16 protein-coding genes are annotated in these 17,562 nt (G+C 46.1%); 11 read left to right on the forward strand and 5 right to left on the reverse strand.

Annotated features, from left to right (window positions below):
• Positions 1 to 79 precede the first annotated feature (79 nt).
• The 5 genes from PK654_RS18770 (at position 80) to PK654_RS18790 (ending at position 4,516) form a co-directional block, all read left to right on the forward strand.
• A complete protein-coding gene (locus PK654_RS18770) occupies positions 80 to 1,012 on the forward strand; it encodes a DMT family transporter (RefSeq protein ID WP_271700598.1) in 933 nt (310 codons plus the stop codon).
• A gap of 183 nt (positions 1,013 to 1,195) precedes the next feature.
• Positions 1,196 to 1,771 (forward strand): DJ-1/PfpI family protein, encoded by a 576-nt coding sequence (locus PK654_RS18775; protein ID WP_271700599.1) that lies wholly within the window; start codon positions 1,196 to 1,198, stop codon positions 1,769 to 1,771.
• A 110-nt stretch (positions 1,772 to 1,881) separates the two neighbouring features.
• The gene (locus PK654_RS18780; protein ID WP_271700600.1) at positions 1,882 to 2,793 is read left to right on the forward strand and encodes a DMT family transporter; all 912 of its coding nucleotides are present in this window, start codon (positions 1,882 to 1,884) and stop codon (positions 2,791 to 2,793) included.
• A gap of 168 nt (positions 2,794 to 2,961) precedes the next feature.
• Positions 2,962 to 3,882 (forward strand): alpha/beta hydrolase, encoded by a 921-nt coding sequence (locus PK654_RS18785; RefSeq protein ID WP_271700601.1) that lies wholly within the window; start codon positions 2,962 to 2,964, stop codon positions 3,880 to 3,882.
• 217 nt (positions 3,883 to 4,099) lie between these two features.
• Positions 4,100 to 4,516, forward strand: a complete 417-nt coding sequence (locus tag PK654_RS18790) for a hypothetical protein (protein WP_271700602.1) — start codon at positions 4,100 to 4,102, stop codon at positions 4,514 to 4,516.
• 131 nt (positions 4,517 to 4,647) lie between these two features.
• On the opposite strand, the gene PK654_RS18795 is transcribed toward PK654_RS18790, so the two are convergent.
• Positions 4,648 to 6,339, reverse strand: a complete 1,692-nt coding sequence (locus PK654_RS18795) for an NAD-dependent malic enzyme (protein ID WP_271700603.1) — start codon at positions 6,337 to 6,339, stop codon at positions 4,648 to 4,650.
• Between the two features lie 114 nt (positions 6,340 to 6,453).
• Complete coding sequence (locus PK654_RS18800; protein WP_271700604.1) at positions 6,454 to 7,827, reverse strand: MATE family efflux transporter; 1,374 nt, start codon at positions 7,825 to 7,827, stop codon at positions 6,454 to 6,456.
• A gap of 101 nt (positions 7,828 to 7,928) precedes the next feature.
• Between PK654_RS18800 and PK654_RS18805 the strand changes: the two genes are divergently transcribed.
• A complete protein-coding gene (locus PK654_RS18805; protein WP_271700605.1) occupies positions 7,929 to 8,882 on the forward strand; it encodes a LysR family transcriptional regulator in 954 nt (317 codons plus the stop codon).
• Positions 8,883 to 8,884: 2 nt separating this feature from the next.
• On the opposite strand, the gene PK654_RS18810 is transcribed toward PK654_RS18805, so the two are convergent.
• Entirely contained in the window at positions 8,885 to 9,727 is an 843-nt protein-coding gene (locus PK654_RS18810) for a histidinol-phosphatase (RefSeq protein WP_271700606.1), read from the reverse strand.
• 138 nt (positions 9,728 to 9,865) lie between these two features.
• Between PK654_RS18810 and PK654_RS18815 the strand changes: the two genes are divergently transcribed.
• Both PK654_RS18815 and trpB read left to right on the forward strand, forming a co-directional pair.
• Positions 9,866 to 11,314: a protein adenylyltransferase SelO gene (locus PK654_RS18815; RefSeq protein WP_271700607.1), complete on the forward strand. Its 1,449-nt coding sequence runs from the start codon at positions 9,866 to 9,868 to the stop codon at positions 11,312 to 11,314.
• Between the two features lie 189 nt (positions 11,315 to 11,503).
• Positions 11,504 to 12,727, forward strand: a complete 1,224-nt coding sequence (trpB, locus tag PK654_RS18820) for a tryptophan synthase subunit beta (protein WP_271700608.1) — start codon at positions 11,504 to 11,506, stop codon at positions 12,725 to 12,727.
• A 97-nt stretch (positions 12,728 to 12,824) separates the two neighbouring features.
• On the opposite strand, the gene PK654_RS18825 is transcribed toward trpB, so the two are convergent.
• Positions 12,825 to 14,198 (reverse strand): sensor histidine kinase, encoded by a 1,374-nt coding sequence (locus PK654_RS18825; RefSeq protein ID WP_271700609.1) that lies wholly within the window; start codon positions 14,196 to 14,198, stop codon positions 12,825 to 12,827.
• Entirely contained in the window at positions 14,191 to 14,883 is a 693-nt protein-coding gene (locus tag PK654_RS18830) for a response regulator transcription factor (RefSeq protein ID WP_271700610.1), read from the reverse strand. The genes PK654_RS18825 and PK654_RS18830 overlap by 8 nt, the downstream gene beginning before the upstream one ends.
• Before the next feature lie 257 nt (positions 14,884 to 15,140).
• Between PK654_RS18830 and PK654_RS18835 the strand changes: the two genes are divergently transcribed.
• From PK654_RS18835 to PK654_RS18845, 3 genes are all read left to right on the forward strand, one after another.
• Positions 15,141 to 15,824, forward strand: a complete 684-nt coding sequence (locus PK654_RS18835) for a response regulator transcription factor (RefSeq protein WP_271700611.1) — start codon at positions 15,141 to 15,143, stop codon at positions 15,822 to 15,824.
• Between the two features lie 204 nt (positions 15,825 to 16,028).
• The gene (locus tag PK654_RS18840) at positions 16,029 to 16,679 is read left to right on the forward strand and encodes a TetR/AcrR family transcriptional regulator (RefSeq protein ID WP_271700612.1); all 651 of its coding nucleotides are present in this window, start codon (positions 16,029 to 16,031) and stop codon (positions 16,677 to 16,679) included.
• Positions 16,676 to 17,539, forward strand: coding sequence for an SDR family oxidoreductase (locus tag PK654_RS18845; protein WP_271700613.1), 864 nt, complete (start codon positions 16,676 to 16,678; stop codon positions 17,537 to 17,539). The genes PK654_RS18840 and PK654_RS18845 overlap by 4 nt, the downstream gene beginning before the upstream one ends.
• The last annotated feature ends 23 nt before the right edge of the window (positions 17,540 to 17,562 follow it).

Below are 17,562 nucleotides of genomic sequence, written 5' to 3' on the forward strand. Positions count from 1 at the left end.
CTGAGTGCTGTCTAAGCATTATTCCTGATGGGATATACATGCTGAAATTCTTAATTACAATTACGCTAGGTTACAGCAAATGTCAGAAAAATCAGTAAATAAATTTCATCAGAGATCTATTTTTAAATTAATAGAAAAAAAGTATTTAATTTATTTTATTCTTTACTCAATAGTGTGCCTCTGTTGGGGCACTACTTGGATTGGCATCAAGTACGCCACCTTATCAATCCCGCCTCTAACCGCATCAGGGCTTAGATTTGTGATTGCATTTCCTTTCTTTCTTCTGATAGCAAGGGTGATGAAAGTACCCATATTTTATCCGGAAGGAAAGACTACATTCTTCTGGTTTATTACCCTTGTTTACTTTTCTATTCCCTATTTTTTAATCGGCTTTGCATCAACTCAAGTGAGTTCCGGGCTTATATCGCTATTATTTAGCACCATGCCAATATTTATTATTATTTTCTCCGCTCTGTTTAATGATGAGAGATGCAATAGCAGGCAGGTTGCCGGTATATTAGTTGGCTTTACCTCTTTATTTTTTATTATTCTAAACCAAGGCATAAGTATCGGATTTACCAGCTATACAGGCGTTATAGCTGTAGCTTGCGCAGCGGCGTTACATGGGTTGTGTTACGTGTTAACGAAAAAGCATGGGCAGGGGATAAACGTTCTGACTTTTAACACTCTTCCCGTTGGCATTGCAGGTATCGGAATGACTATCTTGGGTTATTTTGTCGAAGACTGGAACGTGGAAAGCTTTAGCCAGCAAAGTGTTTTTGGCCTGCTGTACCTCGGTTTAATCGCATCTGTGGCGGGATTTCTTGCATATTTTTATTTGCTTAAGAGAATTAACCCGACGATATTATCTTATGTGTTTGTTATTTTTCCGGTAGTTGCCATTTACATTGGCGCCAGATTTGCCGGTGAAGTGGTTAACGAAACATTTATTATGTTGGTAATACTGATGCTGCTGGGGATTTCTTATACCAAATATCACACTCCGGACTGATGAACTTGTTCCCACGGTCTCCGTGGGAATACATACCTGAAGTGATAATAGCTAGTTAAGGTCAGAATATATAAGTTTCCGTAATCATTGCCACGCAAAGCATGGCAACGAGTCGTGAGTGGGAAGTGTTGAGTTATGAAGTTGTAGACCTGGCAACCGGATGTTAGTAGATAGGAATAGACAATGAACATAGGGATATACATTTATGATGAAGCGGAAGTGCTCGACTTTTCAGGCCCTTTCGAGGTGTTTAGCACAGCTAAGCGGTTGCAAGCTGATAGCTGGAATGTTTTTCTGATAGCGGAGCGGTTAGAGCCGGTACGTGCACGGGGCGGCTTTATGGTGACGCCGCACTATTCCATCGATAATCACCCTGAGCTTGATGTGCTAATCGTGGTAGGCGGTGTACATACTGATGAGCTAGATAAGCCCGGTGTGATTGAGTGGATTAAAAATACCGGATCGCAAACTACAAAAGTCGCTTCTGTATGCACAGGCGCTTTTCTGCTTGCTAAGGCAGGTTTGCTGGATGGATTAAAGGTAACCACGCATTGGGAAGATATTCCGGATCTTATGCACTCTTTTCCGCAGTTAAGGGTTGTAGAAAAAGAGCGTTGGGTCTGTGACGGAAAATATGTTACCTCCGGCGGCATCTCTGCCGGTATCGATATGAGCCTGTTTCTGGTATCTGAATTGCACAGCAAAGCGTTAGCGGAGTTAACCGCGAAGCAGATGGAATACCGCTATCTGCCGAAATGAGATCTTGACATAACCGGCAGTTAAGAATAAAAAGTGATGCATATCTAATCACCAATTATGTTCAAGCGTTACCTGTCGTTTATCCGCGCTTTAATCATCTGAGAACCACTATGAATCGAGAGTTATTAAAAGCTCATATGGCGGTGTTGACTGCCGTTATTGTCTGGTCGACCTCCTTTATCGCCCTGAAAGTTGCTATTGGAGAAGTGGAGCCTATGGTGGTGGTCTTTTTGCGAATGGCGGTGGGTTCAGTGGCATTCCTTGCCTTCTGGCCTTTGATTCGTAAAGGCATTAACTATCAGGCAGGAGACTGGAAGCTGTTAGCGGGTATGGCGCTGTTTGAACCTTGCCTCTATTTTATCTTCGAAGCGCAGGCAATACGTTACACCAGTGCCGGTCAGGCTGGTATGGTTACCGCTATGCTGCCTTTGATGGTGGCTGTTGCCGCTTACTTTTTCTTAAAAGAACGTAATACGCCACGTCAGTGGACCGGGCTTTTTATGGCGGTGATTGGTGTGGTCTGGATGACCTTGAGCGGAACAGAGAGTGAGCAGGCTCCTAATCCGGTGTTAGGGAACTTGCTGGAATTTGGCGCTATGGTGATGGCGGTGGGTTACACCATGCTGATCAAGAAGTTGACACAGCGTTATTCGGCGTTCTTCCTGACGGCAATTCAAAGCTATATTGGTACGGTGTTCTTTTTCCCGCTGGCGATGGCTTCAGGCTGGCCGACGGATATTTCTGTCAACGCCATTGCCTGCATTATCTATTTAGGTTTGGTTGTCTCTTTGGGCGGGTACGGATTGTATAACTACTCGCTATCCTATATCAAAGCATCGACTTCGGCTGGCTACATTAATCTACTTCCGGCTTTTACCTTGCTGTTCTCTATGGTGTTGCTGGATGAGCGTCTGGTGACAACGCAATGGCTAGCCATCGGGATTATCTTCTTCGGCGTGCTGTTAAGTCAGGAACGATCGGCAAAAGCGCCAAAAGAGGCGATTTCAGGCGCAGCAGGTTAAGTAAGGTTTGTATTCAGTGATGTTTTATCATTGAATAACCGCATCAGATTAAAGAAATATCAATAGAAGGCAATAACTGTATATCTATACAGTTGTTGCCTTTTTCTGTATTATGCGCGCCATCCGGCTACCTATTGGTAGCTTATTTATCTGTCCGGAAGTGCAAATATGAGTCATCACCAATTGGAACAAGGTATCCGCCAGCTTGTAGAAGAGTTTATTGAAGCAGGTTGTCCGTCAGTAAAAGATCAAACCATTTCTGAACGTCGGCAGGGTTACATAAACAGTGTTCAGCTTGCCGGTGAACAGGAGCCTGTTTCTGAGGTGTTCGAAACCGAAATTGAAGGTGCCGTTTTAAAGGTATTTAAACCGTCGGACAAAACAGATGTGCCTGTGGTGATTTATTATCATGGCGGTTGCTTTGTCAGTGGCGGGTTCGAGACCCATGAGCAGCAGCTAAGAAAGCTTGCGAACTTGTCCGGAGCCATTGTTGTTGCTGTTAAGTACCGGCTGGCACCGGAATTTACTTATCCGGCAGCTCACGATGATGCTTTCCATGCGGCTCAGGTGATTTATAAACACTGTAAAAACTGGGGTGGAAACCCGAAAAACATAACCCTTGCCGGTGACAGTGCCGGAGGACATATCACCTTGGTGACCAGTTTGCGCCTTGCTGAACAGGGTAGTTGGCTGCCTGCGAAACAGGTGCTTATTTACCCCATGCTGGATGCCACCGCATCTTCAGAAAGTTACGCCACCAACGGCGAATACTTTATTATTACCCGCGATACCCTGACCACTGGATTTGAACTATACCTTGGAGATTTACCGCGCAGACACCCTGAAGCCAGCCCTCTATTCCGCGATGACCTTTCCGCTCTGCCGGAAACACATATTTTAACGGCTGAGTTTGATCCACTGCTGGATGAAGGGGAGCAACTATACAGAAAGCTATTGGATTGCGGTGTGAATGTACAGTGCAAGAGATATTCCGGTGTTATTCATGGCTTCTTCCAGCTTTCAGGTGTTAGTCAGTCAGCAAGGGAATCTATCCGACACGTTTCGGATATTGTGAGTACTGATGAGTAATGGGATCAGACAGAAAATGATTCTCATATTTGGTTATTTGTAACTATATACCCGCTGGGCCTTTTGCCTGTTAATTCTTCGTACTCTAGTCTTTGTTATAGGTGAAGCGGGCGGTGTTTATTATTAGAGTTGTTGCAATCAGATAAGAAATAGCCGCCACTTGTAGCTTTGTTGATAAGGCCGAGCCATGATTCGGTATCCGAAACTGGAGCGCAAAATGATCAAGTTATTTCCTCTATTACTACTAATCGTTTCTGCCAGTGTTGCAGCTGAGAAACCTTCATGGGCAGGAAAGGGCAAACCCTCCTCTGAAGATATGCAAAATGGGATTGGTTTGAAGGTTGGTATCGAGTGTGAAAACAAAGACGATGCCTGTAAAGAGCGCCTGAAAGCACAGCAAGAGGCGAAGATAGAAAAGCGCAAACGCGCAAAAGAGTTTGAAAAAGAGAGAAGGAAAAAAGAGATAGAGGCTAAAAAGCAAGCGCTCAAAAAGGAAAGAGAGTTAAGAAAACAAGCTGCTGAGCGGCGTAAAGAACAGGCGAAAAGAAACAAAGAGATGTCTGAACGCAACAAAGAGCGGGAAAAAGAGCGGCTAGAACAGCTACTAGAACAACAAAAAGCCGAAGATAAATAGCGGGTGTTGAGTAGGGAGTGAGACAGGACAACTATCTTTGAACGCTTAACAGTTTAGAAGTCAGCGAACAATTAATTGCCGGCACCCTTGATAACCGGGTACCGGCAATCTATCAAGATTGATATTCGAAATTAGAAAGCTGAGCGGCGGTACTCGCGATACTCCGGGTTCCAGAAGTTCTCTTCAATCTTCTCTTTCAGGCGTTCGTCAGTCGATTTAGAAGCCTTACCTTGCTCCATCGCTTTCTTAGCAACCGCAAAGGCGATTTTGCAGGAGACTTCGCGGATATCTTCCAGCGGTGGCAGTAACGGGCCGTGACCTTTCTTCGCCAGTGGCGAACACTCAGCCAGTGCCCGGCTGGACTCCATCAACATCTCATCGGTAACTCTTTTTGCTCTTGCAGCTAATACGCCCAGACCAATGCCCGGGAAGATGTAGCTGTTATTACACTGGGCAATGGGGAAGGTCTTGTCACCAAGCACAACAGGATCGAACGGGCTGCCGGTAGCAACCAGTGCTTCACCATTTGTCCAGCGCAGGATATCTTCCGGTAGCGCCTCTACGCGGCTGGTCGGGTTAGAGAGCGGGAAAATAATCGGACGTTTGCAATGCTTGTGCATTTCCGTAACCACATCTTCACTAAACAAACCGGGAGCGCCGGATACGCCGATCAGCACTGTCGGCTTACCGTTCTTAATTACTTCCAGCAGGGAAACGTCACTGCCTTCTTTTTCCCATTTATTCAGCACACTGCGCTTCTGAACCAACTTTTTCTGGAAGTCGAGCAGGTTAGGCATATCGTCAGCCAGCAGACCCCAACGATCAACCATAAATACCTGTGAGCGCGCTTGTTTATCGCTTATCCCTTCTGAAACCATCTGGGCAATAATCGCCTCGGCAATGCCGCAACCGGCAGAACCGGCACCAAGGAAGGCAACGCGCTGTTCACTTAGTTTAGACTTGGCCGCTTTACAGGCGGCAAGCAGGGAACCAACCGTAACGGCAGCGGTGCCCTGAATATCGTCATTAAAGCAGCACACTTTGTCTTTATAACGCTCAAGCAAAGGCATGGCGTTCTTCTGAGCAAAATCTTCAAACTGAATAAGGGTTTCCGGCCAGCGGTTCTTCACTGCCTGAATAAACTCATCCACAAACTCATCGTAATCCTGCTTGCTGATACGCGGATGACGCCAGCCCATATACATCGGGTCAGATAAACGTTGTGGGTTATTAGTGCCCACATCAAGAACGATAGGCAATGTATAAGCCGGGCTGATACCACCACAAGCGGTATAGAGTGACAGCTTACCAATCGGGATACCCATGCCGCCAATGCCCTGATCGCCAAGGCCAAGAATTCGTTCGCCGTCTGTTACAACGATGATTTTGATGTTATTACGTGAAGCATTATTGAGGATTTCATCGATTTTATGACGGTTCGGATAAGAGATAATCAGGCCGCGTGCACGCCGGTAAATGCTGGAGAAGTTCTCACAGGCAGCACCAACAGTTGGGGTGTAGATGATTGGCATCATCTCTGAAATATGGTTTTGCACCAGACGGTAGAACAGGGTTTCGTTGGTATCCTGAATGTTTCTCAGGTAGATATGTTTATCCATATCTGATTCAAAGTTCTGGTACTGGTGATAGGCTCTGTCGACCTGCTCTTCAATACTCTCAATCGCTTCAGGCAGTAAGCCTTGCAGGTTAAACTGAGTTCGTTCTTCTTGTGTAAAGGCACCGCCTTTGTTTAGTAGTGGTGATTCAAGTAGGACAGGACCGGCGTAGGGGATATATAAGGGGCGTTGGCTTTTGTTCTTCATTCTTTACTCATTATTGCGGTTGCGTAGTGCGGAAAACCAGAACATCTTATTACAATTGTTAATAGAAAGTAATGACCAGCCCCAGTTTGGTCATTACTTTTTTAACATAAGCAATTAATCTGCTGCATAGTGGCGGGGAATTAATGAATGTCGTCCTTCTTCTTTTGCAATAGCATGCTTAAGCTGAACAAGAAGTAGCACGCCCGTTACACCAAGCCCGACACCTATACCACCCCAGATTCCGGCCAATTGATACTTATCTAATAACCACCACGCAGCAGGCAGGCCGAACAACCAGTAGCCAATGGCGGTGACAACGGTTGGGGCTACTACAATTTTCATTCCGCGCAGCAGGTTGATGGCCAGCAACTGCCATGCATCTACAGCAAAGCAAAGAGCCACAACCCAGAGCACGCCGGATAATATCTCGCTCATACCTTGTTGACTGTCGCTGCCACCAGCGCTATCCAATTGGAACAGATCGGCAATGGCGTTCGGCCAGATAATAAATACGGCCGCCAGAATCAGGCTGGCGATGGTGACCAACACAAAGCTCTTAAGGGAAGTTTGCTTAATGCCTTCCGGATTACCGGCGCCGAAATCCTGCCCGACCAGAATGGCTGCCGCCTGTGAAAAGCCGAAGTTGATGTTCCATGTAAAGCTAAGGCACTGCAGTAGTATTTGATGAAGCGCCAGAGCGGAAACGCTTATCATGCCGGCCATTAATGTTCCGCCGTAAATCAGGCCGTGTTCCAGCAGCGCAGCAAGGGCAATGGGTAATCCCATCGCCAATAGTGGTTTAAGCAGTTTAAAAGAGTACTCATCAAGCTGTTTCCACGGAGCATAGCTGATATAGGTATGATGGCGGAACACCCAGAATGAGTAACCGATTAAAACCACCAGTGTTGCAATAGCAGTACCGGCTCCCAGCCCTGCAATGCCCCAGTTCAGGCTGAAGGCGAGCAGATAACTCAAAGGAATGTTAAGCAGTACCGTAATCACCGACATAACCATCACTGAACGGGTATTGCCCAGCGCACTGGTCAGCCCGCGCACCACCAGCAGAAGCAAAGTTGGCAGCATTGCCCATTTCAGGGTGTCGAGGTAGCGCATAGCGATCTCTATTACTTGCGGTGACTGCTGTGCTCTCTCCAGTATAAGGGGAGCGTAGCTAAAACTGGCGGTAAGGATCAGAGTCAGAATAAACGACAGTAATACAGCCCCTTTTACTGCTGCACGAATTTGGCTTTGACCGTATTCAGGACGAGAAAGGCTCTGGCCGTAAGCGATCGCAATCAGGTTAGCGCAGCAACCTACCGTGCTGCCGGCAACAATAAACACAAATGAGTAGATTGAAGCACCAAGGCCACCCGCTGCCAGATCAGCAATACTTAATCGCGACATCATCCAGACGTCAGTCAGAACCAGTGCCATTGCGATCAGTTGCGATATGATTAGCGGGAATGCCAGTGTTAAAATCTTTTTCATAAGTACCTCATTGCTATATGGGGTAAAAATAGGCTTTCAGGGGCTGTTCTTCAATTGATAAATATGCGATTCTGACATTACATAAACTCATGCGAATAATTATGACGCCATTTCCCAATTTACCTAACTCTCATAACGCCCTGAAAGTGTTTGAATCTGTAGCCCGTCTGCTCAGCTTTACCCATGCCGCTGATGAGCTACACGTTACCCAGAGCGCTGTAAGCCGGCAGGTTAAACAGCTGGAAGATGAGCTGAATGTTCAGTTGATTGTGCGCAAACACAGAGCCATCGAACTGACACTAGCTGGTCAGGAGTTGTATGCACTTCTCAACAAGAGCTTTCACTCCCTCGAATCTCTTTTTCATTCATGGAATAAGCCGGAAAAAAAGAAGATTGTGATTAAGTCGGCGTTAAGCTACGCCATTCGTAGCCTGATCCCAAAGATGCAGGTGTTGAATGCTAAGTTTCCCGATACGGAGATTGTGATTATTCCAACCATGGATGAAGAGCAGAGCATTCGTAGTGATGAATATGACCTGCTGATCTTTAATAGTCGGGTAGGCAGTCGCTATCATAATCAGGCGGATATCTATTTCTTGCGGGATGAATATATGGCGCCGGTGTATTCTTCCAATATGTCTGAAAAGCGTATGTCGCTGGAGGAGATCGTCGCTCTGCCAAGGCTTCATCCGACAACGGATCATCACGACTGGAAAAACTGGCTGGGTAATATGGGCATTCAGGATACTTATCGCACTTCAGACACCACGTTTTACTCTCTTGATCTGGCGTTAAGTGCCTGTGCGGCCGGGCAAGGGGCAACAGTAACAGATTTGCTGTTGATTTTGCCTGAGCTTGAGCGTGAGTTTTTGATCTGTCCGTCGGGTGCACCCATCCACTACAGTGCATGGAAGTACTTTTTTCACCGCAGAACTCAGTCGCCGGAAGTGGATCAAATCATCTCATGGCTGACAGCCGAAACGGAGCAAGAGCTTGTTGCCCTGCGAAGACTCGGAGAGCAACATCACTGGTGTGGGGTTATTAGCGCAGAGTAAGGCTACTCCAGCCCGATATCCTGCCAGCGGTTATTCAGAAGCACTCTCTGGCTTTTGTATCCGGCTTGTAGCATAAGATCGCGGCAATGCTCCTGATGAACACCCAAGTGGTGCGGTGCATGGGCGTCTGCATTAATCTGCATTGGAATGTTTCGTCTATTGGCTTGTTTCATTAGCCAGAGTGGAGGATAAACATCTTTCGTTGAACCACGCAGAATGCCGCCGAAGTTCACCTCCATAATCACACCGCTTTTAGCGACATCATCAAGGGTTGAAATTGCAATATCGCGATACCAGCTTTCCGATTCATCAAAGAAGTTAAGGCGCAGGTTATGCTTTTTTACCAGATCGTAATGGCCTAGAATATCGAAACCGCCTGCCTGACAGAGGGCTGATACTTTCTGATAATAATCTTCCACCAGACGACGGCCGTTGCCCTGATAAATATCATTAAGAAGGAAGTCCATATCGTCGTCCAGTCCGTCAACGCACATCATGTCCTGCTTTTCGTCTGAGAACATAACGCCGTGCACAGAGCCGATGACATAGTCTAATCCAAGGGTTTTCCACCTGCTGTCAGCCGGTTGCAGGTAGCCTTCAAGAAAGTCAATTTCCAGCCCGAGATAAACCTCTATATTGTGTCGCGATTTCTGCTTGTTGACAGCGTCAAGGTAGGCGGGCAGATCTTGTTCCTGCATCGAATAATCATTGGCGAAGGGCAGCGGGGCATGAGAACTGAACCCGATAGCTTCGTAGCCAAGCTCGACAGCTTTGTTTACAACCTCTTCCGGCGTACCTTTACCGTCACAATAGTGGCAATGAGTATGGTAGTTGGTTAGTCGCATATTTGAGCCCCTGATTCTGATACTGACCCTGATGATACCGTTTTAAGCGAACCTGTCCATGTGACGATTGTCAAAATTAGCATTCTGTGCTTCAGTAAAAGAGAAGTCGCTAAAATACCTTTACCGGAGTACTTGCTGTTGAAACTAACCAACTCGTATAGGGAACTTGGACGTGAATTTTATCAGGAGATTCGTCCAACGCATATCGAGCATCCTCATTTGGTGTTATGGAATAAGAAACTTGCCGGTGAATTTTTGCTGCCAGATAGTTTTATTGCCAATGCCGCAAACTATCTAAGCGGAAATCAACTTATCCCAGAATCCATTCCTATCGCTCAGGCTTATGCAGGCCATCAGTTTGGCGGTTTTAGCCCTCAACTTGGTGACGGCAGGGCGCACTTGCTTGGTGAGATATACGACCTTAATGACAATGTTTATGACTTACAGTTAAAAGGATCGGGTCAGACCCGCTTTTCCCGCAGGGGAGATGGGCGCTGTGCAGTGAAACCGGCTGCGCGTGAGTTTATTATGAGCGAAGCCATGCATGCTCTGGGTATTGCTACTACCCGGAGTTTGTCTGTGGTGACAACGGGAGAGACTCTTTATCGTGGAATTGGTGTGCCGGGAGCCGTTGTCAGCAGAGTTGCCAGCAGCCATATCCGTGTAGGAACATTTCAGTATTTTGCCGCACGCAATGACGTTACTTCACTTAGAAAGCTGTTGAGTTACTCTATCAGCCGCCACTATCCGGAGATCGATTTTGATCCTACCCTGACAGAAAATGAGCGTGTTGCCTGTTTTCTGCAGTTGGTGATTGACAGACAAATTGAAACCATTGTCGGCTGGATGCGGGTTGGCTTTATCCATGGTGTGATGAATACCGACAATATGACCATCTCCGGAGAGACGATAGATTATGGACCGTGCGCCATGATGGGTGTCTACGATCCTTTGACAGTTTATAGCTCTATTGATGAACAGGGCAGATACGCTTACGGTAATCAGCCTGTGATCGCTCAGTGGAATCTGGCCAGACTAGCTGAAACCTTATTGCCGTTGATCGAAGGAACCGAGGATGAGGCACTGGCACTGCTTGAGCCTCTGGTTATAGAGTATGGGGAGAAATATCAAAATGCCTACTACACCATGATGGCCGGTAAACTTGGCCTGGTTAACCGTGAGCAGGATGATAATCAATTTATCGATAAGCTATTGTCTCAAATGCAAAAACAGCAATTGGATTATACCGATACCTTTATTCAGTTAATGAGCGTTGCCCGTGGAGCCGTTGATCATAATCTGGAAAAACCCCTCGACGGCTGGTTTCGCAAATGGAAAAAACGTGTCCATAACACCCGGCAAGGAGATGCTATTGATCTTATGCAAAGAAGCAACCCTGTGGTTATTCCAAGAAACCATCATGTGGAAAAGGTATTGAGTGAGTGTCAGGACAACGACAATTATCAGCCGGCTGAAGATTTTCTATATGTGCTTCGTTCTCCCTACAAGCCTCTGGTGGAAACCATTCTTTATCAAGACCTTCCGCCTGATGGCGACCGGAGTTACCGTACATTTTGTGGCACCTGAGCCTGTGCTGCTCAGCCATTAGATAGTTAACATCTAAAATATTTTTCATTTATGCACTGTCTTTCATTGACACTGAACAATTAGCTAATTAAACTGCGATCTAGTGTACTAGTTCGCTAGATCATAAATCTGGTGAATAAATAACGAATAAGAGTCAGCCTCAGTATTTAGCCTAGAAGGAATCCGGTAATGAAAAACAGTTTTGAACATGCAATGCCTAACAGTGACGGTTATTTTGGTGAATATGGCGGAAGTTTTATCCCGCCGGAGCTGGAAACCATTATGAAAGACATTACCGAGGCTTATGACAGTTGCCGCAAAGATCCGGAATTCAAAGCTGAGTTAGCACGTCTGTATAAACATTTTGTTGGTCGTCCAAGTCCTATCTTCCATGCGCAGAACTTGTCTGAAAAGTACGGTGTGGATATCTATCTGAAGCGTGAAGATCTAAACCATACCGGTGCCCATAAAATTAACCACTGCCTGGGTGAAGCTCTGCTTGGTAAAAAAATGGGTAAGAAAAAGCTAATTGCTGAAACCGGTGCGGGTCAGCATGGTGTCGCATTGGCAACCGCAGCGGCATTGGTGGGGCTTGAGTGTGATATTTATATGGGTGAAGTGGATATCGCTAAAGAGCACCCCAACGTTGTACGTATGCGTATTCTTGGTGCCAATGTTATTCCCGTGTCTCATGGCCGCAAAACATTGAAAGAAGCCGTTGATGCAGCTTTTGAAGCTTACCTGAAAGATCCTGTTACTCAGCTATACGCTATTGGTTCGGTTGTAGGTCCGCACCCGTTCCCTATGATGGTAAGGGACTTCCAGTCTATTATCGGCAACGAAGCCCGTGTCCAGTTTCAGGAAATGACAGGTCAACTGCCTGATAATCTGGTGGCTTGTGTGGGCGGCGGTTCAAATGCGATGGGCTTGTTCAGTGCTTTCCTTGAAGATGAAGCCGTTGCTATTCATGGTGTTGAGCCTGCGGGCCATACGCTGGAGGAAGAAGGCGAACATGCTGCTACGCTGACTCTTGGTGAACCGGGTGTGATGCACGGCTTTAAATCTTATATGCTGAAAGACAGTGCCGGTGAACCACAGGAAGTTTACTCAGTGGCCAGTGGTCTGGACTATCCGTCTGTAGGGCCTCAGCACAGTTATCTGAAGGATGCCGGACGCGTTGCTTACGGTACGGTGAATGATCAGGAAGCTATTGATGCCTTCTTTGAGCTTTCCCGTCTGGAAGGCATTATTCCTGCAATTGAGTCATCTCATGCGGTTGCTTATGCCTTTAAACTCGCAAAACAGGGTGTTAAGGGGAGTGTGCTGATTAACCTGTCCGGACGTGGTGATAAAGATATCGATTTTGTGGTGGAGAACTACGGTTCTGATTACGGTATTAAGTCGCTTCTCTAGTTTCCATTGCTGACGCGAAATATTGATAGCAAGCCTGCCATACGGCAGGCTTTTTGCTGTTCACAGAATAGGATTGTCAGGTTTTAGAGGAAAGTTGCTAGTGAGTAACTTTCCCTTCAGGGCTAATTAAAACAGTGAACCGAGCGCCACTCAGTTGTTCAGAACGTCCGACCAACAGCTCTGCATTAATTTTACGTGCAGCATTGCGGGCGATGGCCAAGCCCAGACCAAGCCCGCCGGTTTTCTGGTTACGGCTCTTATCCAGACGGGAAAAAGGAATAAAGATGGTCTGGTATTTGTCTTCAGGAATGCCGGGACCGTCATCTTCTACGCTAAGGCTAATACTATTTTTATGCTGGCTCACATTAACGGCAACTTGCTGACTGGCATAGGTCATGGCATTTTTCAGCAGGTTATCCAGCAACAGCCTTATATGAACCGGATAACACTGGATAATGGCGGAGTCATCGCAGTTAATGGTGATATTAATATCCGACTCTGCGTACAGCAGCTTGCTTCTGCAGCTGACAAATTCAGCCAACTGAATCGCTTCTTTTTGTTGCTCAGTCTCTTCATGTTCAACTGAGTTAAGTTTGGAGTAAGCGACTACCTGTGAGGTAAGGGAGTTTAGGTCATCAACATAAGTATCAATGTTAGTTAATAACTCTTGCTGCAACGGATCATCACACTTACGCCGTAACAAGCCGGTGGCCAGTTGCACCCGGCTCAACGGGGTACGCATTTCATGGGGAACGGCCTGAGCAAATATCTGGCTCTCTTTAACCGTATCTGAGATCTCTTCAGCCATACGGTTAAAGTTAACCGCAAGCTGCTTAACAGGCTGAGGGATTTTCTCGTTTGCTCTGGTAGATAACTTGCCCTGACCAAAGGCCTTGTAGGTATTGTTTAGCTGCTCGATCTGCTTTTGTAGTTTAAAAGCTGGGTAATAAAGTACGCAGCCGATCACGACTAACACAATAATTAACAGCCCGAAGGTGGCTGCAATTTCAGGGTCTTCAAACAGCCCTATATCTTCATCCGTTATAATCACGTCCGGCACATAAGGCAGGGGGAGCCCTATGGCAAGGGAGCCTGAAAACTGCTTGATAGTGTATATGGCTAATAAATTATCGGCAGGAAGTTCCCAGAAGAGCTCTGCGTTTCCATATTTGGAAATGTAATCACAACCGGGACACAGGTTTTCAGTATCTGTGCCGGCTTTCCAGTCCAGTTTATAGCCGTATCGATATAGAGTTTCACCGGCAAAGAGTTTAGCGGGAGTCATGTTACCGGCGAGCAACTCTGTGTTAACTTCGTGGTAAATATAGTCAGTGTCTTTTAAGAAAAAGTGAATTTCATCGTTTTCAAGATAGAAGGAGACGGCAAAGACAGTAACAAAAACGGTCGCCACAACGGCTATGATCATGCCGACGTATATGCGTAAAAATGTTGGTGGGATAAGTTTAGCCATTAACCAGCATATATCCTTTATTACGTATAGTGAGTATTAGCTTGTATGGCGATTTTGCGTCACCAAGTTTTTTTCGTAACCCGGAGATACGCATATCGACTGAACGGTCGTTAAAATCGTAGTTAATTCCCCGTAACGACTGACAGCAATCTTCACGGCTTACAGGTTGTCCGGCGTTTTTTGCCAGAATGTAAAGCATGTCATATTCCGCTGTTGCCAGTTCAACGGGCTCTCCTTTAAAGGTCACTTGTTTAGAGCGGCTGTCGATCTCTATATCACCGACCTGTAAATGATCCGTATGGTGAGCAGGCGCAGATGTATTCACCCGGCGCAATAGCGCCTCAATTCTGGCGATCATAATGTGAGGGCGGATAGGCTTAGTCAGGTAGTCATCAGCTCCAAGCTTGAGCAGGCTAATCTCGCTGATATCATCATCGCGGGCTGTCATCACCAGTATCGGACCATGGTAGAACTCACGGCACCGTTTACAAACTTCAACACCATCAACTTCCGGCAGCATTAGATCGAGAATCACAAGATCAGGATCTTGTTCTCTGATACTGGCCAGAGCCTGTGCCCCATCGTAGGCGGTTAAAGTATCGTAGCCTTCAGCCTGAAGATACATATCTGTCAGACGGGAGATTTCGACATCATCTTCTACTATCAAAATCTGTTTTTTGCTCATAACTGCCTCGAAATTTAATAGCGCCGCTCGTCATACATGAATAGACGATTTAACATCAGCTTGCCTATTAATACTATCCCTCAGTTTGTCTTATTTGAAGCCCCCTTACATTTGCTTACATCCTACCTTTTTCAGCTTACATAGCCTTACCCAACCCAATCAGCATTTCTGTCAGACTAACCATATTGTCAATTAGCGTTGACTAACCAATAGATTCAACACATTTATTTCAACTTAGACATTGTAGAGAGATTGATATGAACTCAAGAGAAATCAATATACTTTTTGTATCTGCGGCAAATGACTTTGCACTGTCTGTAGACGATAACCTTGCTGCGGCTAATATCTGTTGTGACTATGCCTGTCGCAGTAAAACGGCGCTCAATCTGGCGAAAAAAGAGCAGTATAGCGCGATAGTGATTGATCTGGACTGCCAGACCCTTAACGGCATTGAGCTGTGCCGGACTTTGCGCGGTGACGGGGTCGACATACCGGTTCTTATGCTCTCTGACAGAGAAGACATTGACAGTAAAGAGACAGCATTCCACGCAGGAACCGATGACTATCTGGTTAAACCGTTCGCTATGAAAGAGTTGGAGCTACGAACCAAAGCCCTTTCAGCACGCAGAAGCGGACAGGTTAAGAAACTGAGAGTAGCCGATCTTGAGCTGCATATTGATACCAAACAGGTGATCCGCAGTGGTAAAGCGGTGAAGCTTACGCCAACAAACCTCAAGCTGCTGGAACTGCTGATGCGAAAAAGCCCTTCTATTATCACCCGCCATGAAATAGAAGATGAGATCTGGCCTGAAGGTGCACCGGACAGCGATAACCTTAAGGTTCAGCTTTATCAATTAAGAACCCGTGTTGATAAAGCGTTTGGATCATCTCTGATTCAGACAGTAACAGGGCAGGGAGTGAGAATAGGCGCGTCGGCTTAGAAATAAACCCTGAAAAATCGCTCAGTAGTATTCAAATTAGTCTCTAGTTTTTACCGGCATGATTTGTCACTCAGTTCCCCACTGAGTTTCAGAACATGCCGGTTTTTTACGTCCTACAACTTTAGAAATAGATAAATGATACGATTGCGTATCATAAATAATTTGGCTAGGATAAGTACAGCTGATGTTGATTAGAGGTTGTGAATGACAGGGAACAGTAACTTACCGGCAGGAAGACCGGTAGATAAGAAAAAAACGAAAAAGATTTTCGATTCCGTTGATGAGATTCTGCTGTCGGAGGGTGTTGCCTCCTTGTCTATGGAGGGAATTGCCCGTTTGGCTGGTATCTCTAAAGCGACACTCTACCGGAGATTTGGCAGCCTGAAAGGGCTTGTGAACCAGTATGTGGTGAATGAAGTTCAACCACTGTTTTCCCTTATCAGCAGTTATGACTCTGATGAAAGCAACATTAACTTTGACTTTGAGAAGAGACTAACGGATTACGGTACAGAGCTTATGAGTGTTATATCTCAGCCCAGAATCATTGCTTTTGATAATGCCATTCTTGCTGGGGGAGTAGAGTTTTCCAGTATCAAATCAGAGTTGTATCAAAACGGGCCTGTTAAAGCATTGGACTTGCTGTCTGAGTTACTGGAAAGAGAGAAGCTCTCCAGCGATTTTTTTAATTCACAGCAACTGGCTGATGTTCTTTTTCATCTGTGGCGAAGTGGATTCTATGACCAGTGTAAAGTCACGGGAAAATGTGTTTTGAATGAGACAGAGCTCCGTTGCCATGTCTCTGAACGCACCCGTTACTTTCTATCCACTGTCGCAATTGGGGAGAAGCATAAATGAATACTAGTTGTAAAATTCTGGTCGCGGGTTCTACCGGCTATCTGGGGCGCCATATTGTTTCTGAACTGATCAGCAGTAAGGCTGATTTTACTGCTCTTGCACGTAACCCTGAGAAACTCAGGTCCATGGGCGTTCAGGAGCAGAAAATTACCTTGGCTCAGGTCACTGAACCGGACTCACTGTCGGGCTGTTGCGACGGAGTAGACATTGTAATTTCAGTACTGGGCATTACCCGCCAGCAGGATGGTATGGCATATATGGATGTAGACTATCAGGCTAACCTCAACCTATTGCGGGAAGCAGAGCGCGCCGGAGTGAAAAAATTTATTTATATATCGGCTTTTAAAGCTAACGAATATAAGCAGGTACGTTTGCTGGCAGCTAAAGAGAAGTTTGCTGAACAACTGCTGCGCTCAGACAAGCTGATGCCTTGTGTTATCCGCCCCAATGGTTTCTATTCCGATCTGGAAGAGGTTTACCGTATGGCTAGTTCCGGCAGAGCTTATCTGTTCGATCATGGCAGGGTGAAACTCAACCCGATTCATGGTCAGGATCTGGCTCGTTTCTGTATCGAATCCATTGATAGTAACGACACCCAACTGGATATAGGCGGGCCGGATATTTTGTCCGGCAAAGAGATCGCTGAACTGGCATTTCACGCTCAGAATAAGCCGGTATCGACTCTTTCTTTACCCGATTGGGTTAGAAAGCTGTCTCTTGCTGTGATGAAAAAACTACCTGAGAAGTGGGGTGGTCCGGCAGAGTTTTTTCTGACGGTGATGTCGGGCGATATGATTGCACCCAGATATGGCGAGATCACTCTTAAGCAGCATTTTGAATCGCTGGCAGGTAAGCAGTAAGAGCCCTGCCGTGTAAAAAATAG

Source organism: Vibrio sp. SCSIO 43137 (genome assembly GCF_028201475.1).
Taxonomy (GTDB): Bacteria; Pseudomonadota; Gammaproteobacteria; order Enterobacterales; family Vibrionaceae; genus Vibrio.